Source organism: Dyella sp. LX-66 (genome assembly GCF_018599165.1).
Lineage (GTDB): Bacteria > Pseudomonadota > Gammaproteobacteria > Xanthomonadales > Rhodanobacteraceae > Dyella_D > Dyella_D marensis.
The window spans coordinates 34042-48565 of record NZ_JAHFVJ010000015.1 but is presented as its reverse complement, the minus strand read 5'-3'; the positions used below and the strand labels follow the sequence as shown (position 1 = coordinate 48565).

13 protein-coding genes are annotated in these 14524 nt (G+C 67.4%); 9 read left to right on the top strand and 4 right to left on the bottom strand.

What is annotated here, in order from left to right; genetic code table 11:
* Positions 1–64: 64 nt before the first annotated feature.
* Positions 65–412 carry an L-rhamnose mutarotase gene (locus tag KK141_RS20535; protein ID WP_214572955.1) on the bottom strand — a complete coding sequence of 116 codons (348 nt, stop codon included), beginning with the start codon at positions 410–412 and terminating at the stop codon, positions 65–67.
* A 1-nt stretch (position 413) separates the two neighbouring features.
* On the bottom strand, positions 414–1682 hold the full coding sequence (gene fucP, locus KK141_RS20530) for an L-fucose:H+ symporter permease (RefSeq protein WP_250901911.1): 1269 nt from the start codon (positions 1680–1682) through the stop codon (positions 414–416).
* Positions 1683–1897: 215 nt separating this feature from the next.
* On the opposite strand from fucP, the gene KK141_RS20525 reads away from it, so the two are divergent.
* From KK141_RS20525 to KK141_RS20515, 3 genes are all read left to right on the top strand, one after another.
* Positions 1898–2677, top strand: coding sequence for an IclR family transcriptional regulator (locus KK141_RS20525; protein ID WP_214572953.1), 780 nt, complete (start codon positions 1898–1900; stop codon positions 2675–2677).
* Between the two features lie 117 nt (positions 2678–2794).
* The gene (locus KK141_RS20520) at positions 2795–3598 is read left to right on the top strand and encodes a glycosyltransferase family 2 protein (protein ID WP_214572952.1); all 804 of its coding nucleotides are present in this window, start codon (positions 2795–2797) and stop codon (positions 3596–3598) included.
* Positions 3599–4181: 583 nt separating this feature from the next.
* The gene (locus KK141_RS20515) at positions 4182–4457 is read left to right on the top strand and encodes a hypothetical protein (protein WP_214572951.1); all 276 of its coding nucleotides are present in this window, start codon (positions 4182–4184) and stop codon (positions 4455–4457) included.
* A 12-nt stretch (positions 4458–4469) separates the two neighbouring features.
* On the opposite strand, the gene KK141_RS20510 is transcribed toward KK141_RS20515, so the two are convergent.
* Entirely contained in the window at positions 4470–5876 is a 1407-nt protein-coding gene (locus KK141_RS20510) for a PLP-dependent aminotransferase family protein (protein WP_214572950.1), read from the bottom strand.
* 101 nt (positions 5877–5977) lie between these two features.
* On the opposite strand from KK141_RS20510, the gene KK141_RS20505 reads away from it, so the two are divergent.
* From KK141_RS20505 to KK141_RS20480, 6 genes are all read left to right on the top strand, one after another.
* Positions 5978–6895: a DMT family transporter gene (locus KK141_RS20505; RefSeq protein ID WP_214572949.1), complete on the top strand. Its 918-nt coding sequence runs from the start codon at positions 5978–5980 to the stop codon at positions 6893–6895.
* Positions 6896–7000: 105 nt separating this feature from the next.
* Complete coding sequence (locus KK141_RS20500; protein WP_214572948.1) at positions 7001–8752, top strand: PD40 domain-containing protein; 1752 nt, start codon at positions 7001–7003, stop codon at positions 8750–8752.
* 74 nt (positions 8753–8826) lie between these two features.
* Entirely contained in the window at positions 8827–9924 is a 1098-nt protein-coding gene (locus KK141_RS20495; RefSeq protein WP_345777621.1) for a histidine kinase, read from the top strand.
* Complete coding sequence (locus KK141_RS20490; RefSeq protein WP_214572947.1) at positions 9921–10682, top strand: LytTR family transcriptional regulator DNA-binding domain-containing protein; 762 nt, start codon at positions 9921–9923, stop codon at positions 10680–10682. The genes KK141_RS20495 and KK141_RS20490 overlap by 4 nt, the downstream gene beginning before the upstream one ends.
* Positions 10683–10804: 122 nt before the next feature.
* Positions 10805–11779 (top strand): PD40 domain-containing protein, encoded by a 975-nt coding sequence (locus KK141_RS20485; protein WP_214572946.1) that lies wholly within the window; start codon positions 10805–10807, stop codon positions 11777–11779.
* 312 nt (positions 11780–12091) lie between these two features.
* Positions 12092–13642, top strand: coding sequence for an MASE1 domain-containing protein (locus KK141_RS20480; RefSeq protein ID WP_214572945.1), 1551 nt, complete (start codon positions 12092–12094; stop codon positions 13640–13642).
* Here the strand turns inward: KK141_RS20480 and KK141_RS20475 are convergent.
* Positions 13620–14309: a hypothetical protein gene (locus KK141_RS20475; RefSeq protein ID WP_214572944.1), complete on the bottom strand. Its 690-nt coding sequence runs from the start codon at positions 14307–14309 to the stop codon at positions 13620–13622. The two genes, KK141_RS20480 and KK141_RS20475, sit on opposite strands and share 23 nt — an antisense overlap.
* Positions 14310–14524 lie beyond the last annotated feature (215 nt).

The following is a 14524-nucleotide window of genomic DNA, read 5'->3' as shown; positions in this document are numbered from 1 at the left end:
ACGGTTTGCCGCACTTGCGCAACGGATATCACCCGGGCGTCTTGCGCACGCCGCGAGCGATCGCTCAAGGGCAATCGCGCAGCGAAAAGATCGGCGCCATCGGCACCCATTTCTGCCCGGGCTGCGCCCACGGCAAACGCTGCTGGAAGCTGTCCATCAAGGCCTCCCACGCCTGCACGCGCGGGTTGGCGGCGTCGGCGGCGGCCTTTGCGGCGCCGTCGAAATCTTCGGCCACGTCCATCACCAGCACCAGGCGGTTACCGGTGCGGAAGATCTCCAGATCGCGCACACCCGCCTCGCGGATCGAGGCGACGATCTCCGGCCAGATCTGCTCGGGCCGGTGCCAGCGTTCGTACTCGGCGATCAGCGCCGGATCGTCGCGAAGATCCAACGCGAAATACATGCGCGGCATGTCAGCGTTCCGCCGCGCCGCGCATGCGCGCGAACAGCAGGATCACCACGAAGCTCACCGCCGGTACCAGCATGGCGCGCGCGATGCCCGCGGCATCCGATACCGCGCCCATCACCGCCGTCAGCACCGCGCCGCCGATGATGGTCATCACCAGCAGGGCGGAACCGAGCTTGCGCTCGTCGTCGCCATGGCCTTCCACGCCCAGGGCGAAGATGGTCGGATACATCACCGACATGAAGAAGCTGCAGGCCACCAGCGCGCAGGCGCCCAGCGCACCCGGCACCGCTACCGCGAACACGGTGAGCACCACGTTCACCGCGGCGAACAAGGCGAGCAACCGGCGCGGCGCGACATAGCGCATCAGCGCACCGCCGGCGAAGCGCCCGGCCATGAAGCAGGCCAGTGACACGAGCATGTAGTTGGCCGCGAGCTTGGCCGGCGTGCCGGGCATGGTCGCCTGCACGTAGCGGATCAGGTAGCTCCACACGCCCACCTGCGCGCCCACATAGAAGAACTGTGCGGCCAGCGTGGCGAGGAAGCGCCGGTCGCCAAGCAGACGCGCAAGCACGCCATGGCCCTGCGCCACGCCGCCCTCTTCCACCGCATGCACGGCGGGAAAACGCGTGAGCACGATCAACAGCCCCCAGGCCAGCACTACCAGGCCGATGGCCAGGTACGGCAACTGCACCGCCGCCGTTTCGTGCGCGACGAACGCCGCGCGCTCGGCGGCGCTCAAGGCGGCGAGCTGTTCGGGCGTGTGTTCCACACCGGAGAAGATGAAATGCTGGCCGATCAGCACGCCGGTGATCGAACCCAGCGGGTTGAAGGCCTGCGCCAGGTTCAGGCGGCGTGCGGCCGTCTCGCTCGGTCCGAGCAAAGTCACGAACGGGTTGGCGGAGGTTTCCAGGAAGGCCAGGCCGCTGGCGATCACGAACAGCGCGAACAGAAAGAAACCGTACGTGCCCTGTTCCGCCGCCGGCCAGAACAGCAAGGCGCCCAACCCGTACAGCCCCAACCCGAACACCACCGCGCTCTTGTAGCCAAAGCGGCGCATATAGATGCCGGCCGGCATCGCCACCAGGAAGTAGCCCAGGTAGAACGCGCTCTGCACCAGCCCCGCCTGGAAGTCGTTCAGCACGAACGCCTTCTTGAACTGCGGGATCAGCACGTCGTTGAGGTTGTTGGCCACGCCCCACAGGAAGAACAGGCTGACGATCAGCGCCAGCGGGAGCCACGAATGGCCCGCCACCCGCGGTGAGGACGCCGCCAGCGGCGGCGTTTGCGTTGTCGAGTCCAAACCGCCTACCCCGCTAGCTGGCGTCCCTCGAAGGGACAAGTCGCGACAGATTGTGCAAATATGAACAGCAATTTCACCCATAACACAAGATGCAACGCAGCAAGGCCAGCCCGATGCGTGGCATGGCGCTGCGTGCTGAGGCAATCTTGACGGTCGTCGAAGGGATCATCGAGGGGACCCCCAGCATCATGCCCAAGCAGAGCACACCCAAGTACCGCGCGCCCGCGCTGGACAAAGGCCTGGACATCCTGGAGCTGCTCGCCGGCTCGCCGGTGCCGCTGAGCATCGCCGAGGTTTCGGAGGGCGTGGGCCGTTCCCGCGGCGAGATCTTCCGCATGCTGCAGGTGCTGGAAGAGCGCGACTACATCATGCGCGGCGAGGGCGACTCCGGTTACTCGATCACGCCGCGCCTGTTTCGTTTAGGTATGGAGCAGCCGCCGCTGAAGACCGCGGTCGAAGCGGCTTTGCCTGTCATGCATCGGCTCGCCCATGCCGTCGACCAGTCCTGCCACCTGGTGGTGCCTTCGCGCGAGCAGATCGTGGTGATCGCGCGCATCGACCCGCCCGGCGAGATCGGCTTGGTGGTGCGCGTCGGCCATCGCCGCCCGATGTCGCAGGCCACCTCCGGCCACGTGCTGCTGGCGTTCCAGACCGACGAAGTGCAGAAGCTGTGGCTGGACATGATCGCGGCGCACGAACCCGAGCTCGACCGCAAGAAACTGCTCAAGCATGCCGCGCAGGTGCACGCTCGCGGCTACGCCACCGCCCCCAGCCATATCGTCGACGGCGTGACCGACCTGTCCGCCCCGGTGATGCAGCACGGCAGCGCGGTGTGCGCGCTGACGGTGCCGTTTATCGAGCGGCGCGCCTCGGCGATCAGCGAGAAGACAACGCTGGAACATCTGCGCCAGGCGGCGACGGATATCTCCGATACGTTGCAGTACGGCGGCCCCTCGCGAGCGGATTGAACCGGATGAATCCGCACGCGTATTAGCGCGTTAACGGACAAAGCCATACGTTTTTCACGCTCCGCCACGGCAGGGATGCCGACACTGGCTTGCCTTCAGGCCGTCCAGGAGCGCGTCATGCCGTCGTCCCTTCCGCGCTGGTGCATCGTGATCCCCTGCCACAACGAGGAACGCGCCATCGGCGGCGTGCTGGCCGGCGCAAGGCGCCTGGGCGTGCCGATCTGCGTGGTGGACGATGGTTCCACCGACGCCACCCCGAAGATCGTCTCCCGCCACGAAGGCGTGACCCTGCTGCGCCACGATGGCCAGCACGGCAAAGGCGAAGCCCTGCGCACCGGCCTGCGCGCCGCGCGCAAGTCCGGCTTCGAAGCCGTGCTCACCATGGACGGCGACGGCCAGCACCAGGCCGACGACGTGCCCTACCTGCTTGCCGCCGCCAAGCGCCACCCCGGCAGCCTGATCATCGGCGCCCGCCTCCTCGACACCGAACGCCAACCCCGCGCCCGCCACATCGCCAACCGCGTCGCCGACTGGGGCATCTCCTGGGCCTGCGCCCGCGGCATCGCCGACACGCAGAGCGGCCAGCGCTGGTATCCGCCGGAGGTGCTGGAACTGGCGGACACCGCGACGAATGGTTTCGCGTATGAAGCTTCGCTGCTGATTCGCGCCTGCCGCGAAGTGGGCGTCGACGTGATCTCGGTACCGATTCCTTCGCGCTACGGCCCGCAATTCCGCCATAGCCATTTCCGCCCGCTGCTGGATGTGGCGCGGATTACGTGGGCTACGTCGGTGCATTTGCTGAGCTACGGGCATCTGCGCGAGAGCAACCGGCTGGCGCATGAGCGGCAGGCGTTGGTGGAGCACCATCGGGTGCATATGGGCGCGGAGGGTGCGGCGCTTAGTGCTGGCAGGCCGGGTTGAGGGGAATCTTGATGCCACGCGTGGCGATGCGTGGCGGGTGATTGTTGGTGTAGAGCTCTTCGCTTTGCACGGACATACGCATTCGCGAGCCCCGGCCCCTCACCCCAACCCTCTCCCCGGCGGGGAGAGGGGGATGACGGCAGACGCGAAAATCGAGCGAAGAGCACGTGGCGCAGCCGCGGCGTTCCGCTTGCGCGCTTTTGCTCTTGATCTTGCTCTTGATCCACCGGGTCCCCTTGGCGCCGGCGGTGAGGGCTGGACGAAAAGGCCCCGCAGGGGGCGGGGACACGATGTCCCCGCCTTTTTGATCAGGGCATGGATGCCCTGTCAAAAAGCCCGGCCAGCCCTCACGGACCCTCAGCAGCTGCGCTGCTGAGGGCGCCAAGCAGGGTGCCCTTCTCTTTGCTTACTTTCTCTTGGGCACGCAAGAGAAAGTAAGTCGGGCCGCGGCAGCGGCACGAAACACTCGCCAACGGCGAGACACCCCGCGACAGCACACCCCCCCAAAGCGCCCGCCGCGCTTGCAGGCGTCATACCCACCCGGCACTCTAAGCGGCTTTCGCCAACCGAGAACCCCCACCCCATGTCGAACCTCGACAACATCCTCCAGATCATGCCCGCCACCGGCTGGGTCGCCGTCTACGACGAAGGCGGCGAAGAAAGCGCCCAGGCCATCGTCTGCTTCGCCCTGGTCGAATCCGAAACCGGCGGCACTCGCCGCCGCAGCGTCCGCCCGATGTGCGCCGATGGCCGCGCCGTCGCCTTCGCCGACGAAGCGCCGAACTTCGTGCGCGTCGAAGAGCTCGAAGCCTTCGAGGAAGACGAAGAAGACGAAGAGGAAGAAGAAGACGAGGAATAAGCCCTCGTCCACTCAGGCCAGCTGGCGCGCCGCCAGCTGGCCGAGTTTTTTCAGCGCCTGCTCCAGCCGCGCATCCCACGGCATGCCGCAGCTCAGGCGCAGGCAATCGCGGTAATCCCCACGGCTGGAAAACAGCACGCCCGGCGAGGTACCGATGCCCTGCCTCAGCGCCGCCTCGAACAAGGCCTCGCCATCGCCGCCCGCCGGCAACTGCAACCACAGCGACAGGCCGCCCCGCGGCTCACAGGCACGCGTGCCCGCCGGCCAGTGCCGCGCGATTGCCTCGTGCAGGCGTTGCGCATTGTCCGCCAGCGCGCGGCGCAGGCGCCGCAGATGGCGTTCCAGATCGTGCTTCTGCAGGTAATCGGCCATCGCCAGCTGCGGCAGGCTGGCCGCGCCGACGGTGGAGAAATATTTGGCGCGCACCAGCGCATCCGTCCACGCGCCGGCCGCCATCCAGCCCAGGCGCAGGCCCGGCGACAGCGATTTGGAAAACGAACCGCAACTGATCACATTGCCGCGCGTATCCCAGCGGCGCAGCGGCGAGGGACGTTCACCCGACCATGCGAGGTCGCCGTAGACGTCGTCCTCGATCACCACCGTGCCATGCCGCGCGCAACTGGCCAGGAGCGCCTGCTTCGACGCGTCGCTGGTGACGCTGCCCAGCGGATTGTTGAAGTTCGGCACCAGCACTGCCGCGCGCACGCGATTCTGCTGCAGCAGCTGATCGAGCCGCGCCGCATCGATGCCTTGCCCGGGCAGGTTCGGTACCTCAAGCACCTTCAGGCGCAACGCAGCCACGGCTTGCAGAATGCCGTGATACGTCGGCGTCTCCACCAGCACCACGTCGCCCGGCGCAGTAAGCGTGCGCAGCGCAAGGCTGATGCCTTCCATCGCTCCGGCGGTGATCACGATCTCGTCCGGCGACACCGCGGCGCCAAGCTGCGCATACCGGCGCGCGATCTGCCGGCGCAGCGTGGGCAGGCCTTGCGGCGGCGCGTAGTCGAGCGCGGCGGCGGGATGGTGGCGCAGGCTGCGGCTCAATGCAGCCGTGAGCGCCGCCTGCGGCAACAGCACGAGCGAGGGCGTCGCGCTGTGCAGCGGCAGCACGTCGCCGCGCGCCAGCATGTCGAGCACCTCCTGCAACGCGGGGTTGTTCACCGTGCCGGGCGCGCGCCGGCGCATCGGCCTGGCATCGGGCGGCGGCGGCGCGGCGGCCCGCACGTAATAGCCCGAACGCGGACGCGCCACCACCAGGCCTTCGCGTTCCAGCTGCAGGCAGGCCTGCACCGCGGTGGCCGCGCTCAGGCCATGGCCCTGCGCCAGCTGGCGGATCGACGGCAGGCGCTCTCCCGCGCGCAGGGCGCCGCGGACGATCTGGCCGCGCAGTTCGCCGGCCAGGCGTTCGTAGAGCAGCATGGCGCCCTCCCAACTGTATCGGTCTACTTTCATCCTATCTGAATCTGTATCGGTCGAGGCAAGCAGCCTACGCTGGCCTCGTCGTCCACAGAGAGAACGCCATGACCTCCCTGCCCGGCCGCGCCGACTCGCGCGCGGCCCTGCTCCAGCTGCTGTTCGCCGAACTGCTGATCGGCTCGGTCGGCGTGTTCGTGCACGAGAGCGGCCAGGACGCCGTCACCGCCGTGTTCTACCGCTGCCTGTTCGGTGGCCTGTTCCTGCTGGTGCTCGGCCTGGCGCGCGGCTATCTGCGCGGGCTGTGGCAGGAGCGTGCCCTGCTGCGCGGCGCCGTGTTCAGCGGCATCCTGCTGGTGCTCAACTGGGTGGCGCTGTTCGCCGGCATGGCGCGCTCGTCGATCGGCGTGGCCACCCTGGTCTATCACTTCTTCCCGTTCGTGATGCTGATCCTCGCCGCGCTGCTGCAGGGCGAGCGCACGCATCCGGCGGACCTGGGCTGGACCTTGCTGGGCTTTATCGGCGTGGCCTGTTCGGCCGATCCGCTGAAGCTGTGGCGCGACGCCGACACCTCCTACCTGATCGGCATCGGCCTGACCTTGCTGGGCGCGCTGCTCTGCGGTGCTTCCCTGCTGATGTCGCGCACGATCGGACGCGAGCGGCCGTTCGCGCTGGTGATGATCCAATGCTGGGTAGGCGTGCTGATGCTGGCGGGATTTTCCAGCCCCGGCGTGTTCCATGTCGGCACGCACTGGTGGTGGCTGTGCGGGCTGGGCGTGATCCACAGCGGCATCGTCTACATGCTGTTCTATTCCTCGTATCCGCGCCTGCCGGTGGTGACCATCGCGGTGGTGGCGTTCGTGTATCCGCTGGTGACCTTGCTGCTGGACTACCTGATCTATGGGCATCGGCTGGCGCCGGTGCAGTTGGCAGGGCTGGCCCTGATCGTGGCGGGGACGCTCGGGGTCAATCTGAAGTGGCGCCTGGGCACGGGCCGCGGGTTAGGCAAGGCCATGTCCACCTGAGCCGCCGACCGCTGGTCACGCCCACCCCGCCGTTTGTCACTCGGTGCGCGACTGCCCGATGGCACCGGCCTAGCCTCCCGGTATTCCCCCGACGAGGCACCACCGATGCGCCGCCTGCTCCCGCTAGCCATGCTGCTTGCCCTCGGCGGTAACGCCGCCGCGACCGACACCCCGACTACCGCCACGGTATTCGGCCCCGGCACGATTTCCACCGCCGCCGACGAAGGCGCCTTGGGCTTCATGCCCGATGGCAACACGGTGTACTTCTCGCGCGGCGCCAAGGACAGCTACGCCATCGTGTTCTCGCAGCGCAGCGGCAACACCTGGTCGGCCGCGAAGACCGCGCCGTTCTCCGGCCACTGGCTGGACACCGACCCGTCGATGTCGCCCGATGGCGCCTTCATGGTGTTCGCCTCCAACCGCCCCGCCGACGGCAAGGGCCCCGTGCTCGATATGACGATGGGCGGCAAGAACTACCCCGGCCACGGCCTCAACCTGTGGCGCGTGGCACGCAAGGGCAACGGCTGGGGCGAGCCGGAACGGCTGCCGGTGGCCATCAACAGCTGCAACTCGGTATTCGCGCCGGACGTCGGCGCGGACGGCACGATCTACTACATCGGCTGCGGCGCGGACGGCAAGCTGCGCCTGCTGCGTTCGGTGCAGAAGGCTGGCCAATACCAGGCAGCCGAAGCCGTCGCCTACGGCGCGGACGACCTGATCGTGCGCGATCCGGCCATCGCGCACGACGGCTCCTTCATGGTGGCGAGCATCAAGAGCGCGAAGGACCAGCCGTACCGCCTGGCGATCGCCTTCGCCACGCCGCAGGGCTGGAGCTCGCCGCAGGATCTGGGCAACACTGTCAATGGCGGCACGCACTCCATGGCGGCGCAGCTCGGACCGGACGGCCGCACGATCTATTACGCCAGCGACCGCCGCGTGCCCGGCGAGCAGGCCGACTGGAACAAGGACGGCGACAACCTGTGGCGGGTGTCGCTGGCGCCGTGGCTGGATGCGCATGCGCGCGATGGCGCGCCGGTGGCCGGGCCGTGGGATCACCTCAAGGACATCTCGCCGGCCTTCGGCCCCGGCGATCGCTCCGTGGTGTTTACGCGCGGCGTGGACAACACCTCCCGCCTGTATTTCTCCTCGCGCGATGGCAACGGCTGGTCGGCGGCGCAGCCGCTGCCGTTCTCCACGCAGTGGGAGGACATCGAACCGGCCATGGCGACCGATGGCTCGTCATTGATCTTCAGCTCCAACCGTCCCGCGCAGGAAGGCGGAGCCGTGCTCGACGGCGTTTACGATGGCCAGCGCTATCCGGGGCATGGCGGCAACCTGTGGCAGGTGGCACGCACCAAGGACGGCTGGGGCAAGCCGCAACGCCTGCCCGCGCTGCTCAATGCCAACACCGCCGTGTTCTCGCCCGCGCTGGCCGCCGACGGCACGCTCTATTTCATGCGCACGGATCCGGATGCCGACGGCAAGGGTGCGTTCCGCCTGCTCCGCAGCCGTCTCGTGCAGGGGCAGTACCAGGCGCCGCAACCGCTGCCCTTCAGCGACGGCGTGACCGGCGATTTCGATCCGGCGGTGGCGCCCGACCAGTCCTTCATCGTCTTCAGTTCCAAGCGCGCACCGGCCGGACCGGCAGGCAGCGAGCTGTTTATCGCCTTCGCGCGCGGCGAAGGCTGGAGCACGCCGCAGCCGCTGGGCCTGACCGGCATCGAGGCGCGGCTCTCGTCCGATCACGCCACGCTGTACTTCAACGCGCCGGACCGCCGTGTGCATGCGTTCAATCTGCGCGGCTGGATGGCCAGACACAGCGCGGTGGCCGACGTGGCCCGCGCCCGCACCCCCTGAGACCTGCGGCACTACCCGGGAATCGGCATCCGTCCCACACTGGATGCCCATTCCCGGTTGCCGATGAGAACCTCGTGTCCGCAGCAAGCACCACGCCACGCTGGGCCCGCCTCGCCATGCCATTGGGTTTCTGGACCCTGCTGGCGGCTTCGTACACGCTGAGCGGCGGCCTGTCGCAGATCAGCGAAGGCGAAGTGCCGAACTGGCCACGCGTGGCCACCTGGAACTTCAGCGACTTCTATCTGTGGATGCTGCTGGTGCCGCTGGTCGCCTGGCTCGGACGGCAGGCCGCGGATGGCGATTGGCGCCGCTACGCGGCAGTGCACGTGCCGGCCAGCCTCGCGCTGGCGCTGGCGCAGTTGCTGGTGCATCTGGCGATCTTCTGGAACGTCGCCGGGCCGGGCCATGCGCCGGTCAGCACGTACGCCGGCTTCGTGCGCATGCAGTTCGCTTTCAGCTATCACTTCGCCCTGCTGATGTACTGGGTGATCCTGGCGGTGCTGCGCGGGCTGGATTCGCGGCGCCGGCTGCGCGACGAACGCCTGCGCAGCGCGCAGCTGGAATCCCAGTTGGCGCAGGCGCAGTTGCGCACCCTGCGCGTGCAGCTGCAACCGCACTTCCTGTTCAACACGCTCAATGCCATCTCGGCGTTGGCCCTTGCGGATCCGCATCAGGCGCGCCTGATGATCTCGCGGCTCAGCGACCTGCTGCGCCTGACCCTGGAAGAACGCCACGCGCTGGAAGTGCCGCTGTCGCGCGAGCTGGAACTGCTGCGCTGCTATCTCGACATCCAGCAGGTGCGTTTCCAGGACCGCCTGAGCACCCAGCTGGACGTGGCCGCCGACACCGTGCACGCCGCGGTGCCCAGCATGATCCTGCAGCCGCTGGTGGAGAACGCGCTGCGCCACGGCCTGCTCGACAAACCCGAACCCGGCCGCCTGCACATCGTCAGCCGCCGCGAAGGCGCGCAGCTGTACCTGCGCGTGGACGACGACGGCCTGGGCCTGCCCGACGGCATGGCCGAAGGCTTAGGGCTGGGCAATACGCGCACGCGCCTGCAGGTGCTGTTCGGCGACGCGGCGAGCGTAGCCTTGGCGCGCAGGGACGAAGGCGGCACGCGGGTGGAGTTGCGTTTTCCCTATCGCGAATACGCCACCGAGCACGTGGCATGAGCCTGCCGCCGATCCGCACCTTGCTGGTGGACGACGAAGTGCTGGCGCGCCTGGCGCTGCGCCAGGCCCTGGCCGCGCATGCGGACGTGCAGATCGTGGGCGAATGCGGCAATGCCCATGAAGCGCTGCAGGCGATCGCCGCGCTGGAACCGGCGCTGGTGTTCCTGGATATCCGCATGCCCGGCATGGACGGCTTCAAGCTGCTGCACAAGCTCAAGCCCGAGACCTTGCCGATGGTGGTGTTCGCCACCGCCTATGGCCAGCACGCGCTGCGTGCGTTCGACGCCGATGCGGTGGACTACGTGCTCAAGCCGATCGACCAGGCACGCTTCGACCAGGCGATGGCACGCGTGCGGCGCGTGTGGGCGGGCTTGCAGACGGCAACGCCAAGCGTCGTCAACAGCATGCCCGCGCCGCTGCCGACTCATGCGCAGCGCATCAGCGTGCGTGTCGGCGAGAGCATCCGTGTGATCGCCACCGACGATATCGACTGGATCCGCGCCGATGGCAACTACGTGCATATCCATGTCGCCGGCACGCGTTATCTGCACCGCGAAACGCTGAGCCACTTGCTGGAGGCGCTGGATCCGCAGCGTTTCCTGCGCATCCATCGCGGCACCTTGGTGAACGTGGAGCGCATCCGCGAGATCCACCCGCTGTTCCAGGGCAATGCCGAGGTGGTGCTGCGCGACGGCACGCGGCTGAACCTCAGCCGCCGCTTCCGCGCGCAGGCACGGCAGGCGTTGGGCATGGCCTGAGCGTCCGTCCGGACCGCTCGCCACGCCGCCGCAGCCGCTCGTCACAAAAGCACGGCACGCGTGCGCCCCCGCACGCATCGTATGCACGGGCCGGCATGGCCCGGCCATCCACGGAAGCACACATGAAGTTGCATACGTTCGCCTGGGCCACCGCCTTTGCGCTGGGTTGCGCCGCACCCGTCGGCGCCGCCGAGCTGCTCGGACCCGGCGTGATTTCTACCGGCCTGCAGGAAACCACCGCGGCGTTCTCGCCCGATGGCAAGACCCTGCTGTTCCTGCGCTCCGACTTCGCGGAGAAGGACGACACCATCCTGCTCGCGCATCGCCAGGGCAATGGCTGGTCCACGCCGGAAGTGGCGCCGTTCTCCGGCCAGTGGCACGACTCCGAACCCACCTTCGCGCCGGACGGCAAGCGGGTGTACTTCGTCTCCAATCGCCCGCCGCACGCCGGCGAGGCACCGGTGACGGCGGAGATGGGCGGGCAGCATTTCGCCGGCACCAACTTGTGGTACGTCGAGCGCCAGGCGAATGGCCGCTGGGGCGAACCGGTGCACGTGGATGGCGCGCATAACGACGGCGCGATGCTCTACAACCCCACGGTGGCGGCCAATGGCGACATCTATTTCTCCGCGCACCGGCCGGATTCCGGCAAGTTCTATCAGGTCTATGTGATCCACCCCGCCGGCCAGGGCTATTCGGCGCCGGAACGGGTGGACCTGGGCGATACCGAGCACAACCGCATGGACCCGTGCATCGATCCCAAGGGACGCTTCCTGCTCTACGCCGGCAACGAAGGCGACTCGCTGGGCAGCGCCGACATCTATATCGCCTTCCGCCAGGCCGACGGCCACTGGGGCAAGCCGGAACACCTGGGCGGCGACGTCAACACCGCCGCCCTGGAGAACGCGCCGACACTGGGTCCGGGCTTAGGCGAGCTGTACGTGTCGAGCAACCGGCAGGACGAAGTGCAGTTCCCCAAGAAGCGCGACGACATCGGCTCGCTGCAGAAGCGGCTGAACGGTCCGAACAATGGCTCGCGCAATATCTGGCGCATGGATATCGCCGACGTACTGAAGGCGCACGGCCTGCACGATTGACGGGTTTCCCGGTCACCCGGCGTGCGCCCGGTAGCGCGCACGCCGGTTTTTTTCGCTTTGCCGCAATAGCCGCCACCCATTCCAGCGTGTAACGGCAAGAAAAAAGCGTGATGCGATCGCCCATTTTCCCGACGCTTATGTCACGCGCCGCATGACATGGCGACAGCCTGGACTAAGCACGTTTTCACGCTGTTTTGTCATTCCTTATGAGCTTTGCAACAGCCGGTTGTTACCACAGGAATCTTCTCGGACATTTCACGCCAGTGACCCTAATTTGCCACCGAATCGGGGAGCGGAGCGGTTGGCGCAAACATGGAATCCAGGCTTGGATGGTTAGGGCGGCAGCTCGCGGTCGCGATCATCTACGGCATCGCCTACATGCTGCTGCGCAAAGTGGGCTTCGCCCACTTCGTGCCCGCCAGCGGACTGAAACTCGCCGTCCTGCTGCTGACGCCGCGGCGCTACTGGCCGGCGTTCCTGGTCAGCGAAACCCTGCTGCTCGCCTACGACCTTTACGACGGCGTCGCCATGTTCGGCTGGGCGTTCTACCTGGCCTCCATCGTGCCGCCGATCGCCCTGCTGATGGCCGTGGTCGTCCTGTGCCAGGACCGCCTGCCAGGTGCCGCGTTTCCGGACATCCGCCTGGGCAGCGTGCTGGTGTGCATCTTCGGCGCCAGCGTGGTGCTGGTCGCCGACGGCCTGATGGTGGCTTCGCTGATGCCCGAGGCGGCGCGCTTCGGCCGCAAGCCGCTGACCGACCTGGTCTCCGATTATTTCCTCGGCACCTATAGCGGCATGCTCGCCGTGGTGCCGCTGGCGCTGGCCGGCGCACAGCAGTGGCACGAGCAGCGTTCGCTGCGCGGCGTATGGATGGCCAATCGCAGCCTGATACAGGCTTCGGTGATCACGGTGATCGCGATGTCGGTCGAGGTGCTGGCGCTGTCCGGCACCCAGGACACCGCGCTGCGCTTCGTCGGTCAGGCGGTGCTGTTCGTGCCGGCCGCCTACTTCGCCATCACCTGGGGCTGGAAAGGTGCCGCCGTGATCGGTGCCATCGCCAGCTTCGGCATCGTTGCGCTGATGCCGGAGATGTTCGACATCGCCACCTTGATGACGCAGACCATGATGGCGCTGTTCCTCACCATCTCCACCGTGCTCGGCATGCAGACCACGCGCCTGGAGCATGCGCTCGCCGCGGTGGACGACCAGCTGGACAAGACCCGGCTGGAACAGCACCTGGCCGAGATGAAGCTGCAGCGCAGTTCGTTCGAGCTGGCCTATGTCAGCGGCGAGCTGGCGCGTGCGCACCGCCATCTGCTGATCCAGCTCGACCACTCGCCCAACCGCGGCGAAGTGGATACCTACAAGCGCACCCTGACCATGACCACCTCGCGCCTGAAGGAAATGGCCGATGCGCTGTCGCCGCCGATGGGCGCGGGCCATCCGCATGCCTTGAGCGAAGGTCCGCTGGTGCAGGTGCTCGACTCGCTGGGCATTGCCTACCACGCCAACGTGCATGGCCAGTGGAGCCGGCTGCCGCGCAATACGCTGTCGCTGCTGTATCGCCTTGCCTGCGAAGCGGTGACCTATCTGCTCAAGGAATGCCCGAGCGACCGCATCGCGCTCACCACCGACACGCACACCACCGACAGCGGCACCACCATCCACCTGAGCGTGCGCAGCGAAGGCGTGCCGATCGCCCCGCCCTCTCAGGACAAGGTCACCAAGGGACTGGGCACGCTGGGACTGGGACTGGGCGAGCTGCGCCTGCGGGCGCAGCTGTTCAACGGCGACGTGGTGGTGGATGGGCGCAGCGTCCAGGTGACGCTGCGCCAGGAACTCACTGTTCCCCGATTCGATTGATCGGGCAGCTGTTCGGGTCTTCCTTGCAGTTGGAATCCGGCGTGTCCTGCGGCTGCGGCGACAGGCGCAATGACTGCAGCGAGTTGGCGCGATTGATCGGGCAGCTGTTCGGATCCTGCTTACAGTTGGAGATGTCGCCGTCGGCCGGCGAGAGATTCGTGGTCGGCATGGTGACGCGGCGATTGATCGGACAGCTGTTGGGATCCTGCTTGCAGTTCGACGTATCGTCCGCCGGTGCAAAGCGCCCGCCCGCCGACGTAGCATCGGCCACGCTCCACACGTACTGGCCGGCATCGCTCAGCCCGACGCTCAAGCTCACGAGCCTATCTTTGTAGACCGTTTCCGCACCACGGATGGCACCGGCGGCCAGCGGCGATTCCGGCGTGGAAACGCGCTCGGCGTCGATACCCATCGGCAGCACGAGATGCACCCCGGCGGTCGCCGCGACGCCGGCGCGCACGCGCCCGGCACTGTCGTTGACCTGGACGTACTCGATGCCGTCCTTGACGAAGGTATAGACGTGCCAGCGCGGGCTGATCGAACGATCCACCGTCCCGGGCGCGGCGCTACCCATGCCCTGCACCGGCCCAGCTGCCCACACGACCGAACTGCAACTCAACGACACGCCCGCGGCAAGCAGGCCCCATGCGAGATAGCGCAGCTTCATCGTGGTGATTCTCCCTGTGGTGTCACCCCTGTGGTGTCAACGCATCGTGACCAAGCCATCGTGATGGCCGGGTGAGCGGTGCGCTACGCAATGGATGCCCGAACGTGCAGTCAACGTCTGCATTTAGGTGGCGTTCGAGCACCTATCCCGGGTGAAACGCGGAGAGAACGTTTACGCGACCGCACCATCATGTACGGACCGGGGCGAGGCCGATG

Coding starts and splice junctions, on each gene's coding strand:
- KK141_RS20500 (WP_214572948.1), top strand. CDS start 7,001: ATGCGCCGCCTGCTCCCGCTAGCCATGCTGCTTGCCCTCGGCGGTAAC.
- KK141_RS20520 (WP_214572952.1), top strand. CDS start 2,795: ATGCCGTCGTCCCTTCCGCGCTGGTGCATCGTGATCCCCTGCCACAAC.
- KK141_RS20525 (WP_214572953.1), top strand. CDS start 1,898: ATGCCCAAGCAGAGCACACCCAAGTACCGCGCGCCCGCGCTGGACAAA.
- KK141_RS20475 (WP_214572944.1), bottom strand. CDS start 14,309: ATGAAGCTGCGCTATCTCGCATGGGGCCTGCTTGCCGCGGGCGTGTCG.
- KK141_RS20515 (WP_214572951.1), top strand. CDS start 4,182: ATGTCGAACCTCGACAACATCCTCCAGATCATGCCCGCCACCGGCTGG.
- KK141_RS20505 (WP_214572949.1), top strand. CDS start 5,978: ATGACCTCCCTGCCCGGCCGCGCCGACTCGCGCGCGGCCCTGCTCCAG.
- KK141_RS20480 (WP_214572945.1), top strand. CDS start 12,092: ATGGAATCCAGGCTTGGATGGTTAGGGCGGCAGCTCGCGGTCGCGATC.
- KK141_RS20490 (WP_214572947.1), top strand. CDS start 9,921: ATGAGCCTGCCGCCGATCCGCACCTTGCTGGTGGACGACGAAGTGCTG.
- KK141_RS20510 (WP_214572950.1), bottom strand. CDS start 5,876: ATGCTGCTCTACGAACGCCTGGCCGGCGAACTGCGCGGCCAGATCGTC.
- KK141_RS20535 (WP_214572955.1), bottom strand. CDS start 412: ATGCCGCGCATGTATTTCGCGTTGGATCTTCGCGACGATCCGGCGCTG.
- KK141_RS20485 (WP_214572946.1), top strand. CDS start 10,805: ATGAAGTTGCATACGTTCGCCTGGGCCACCGCCTTTGCGCTGGGTTGC.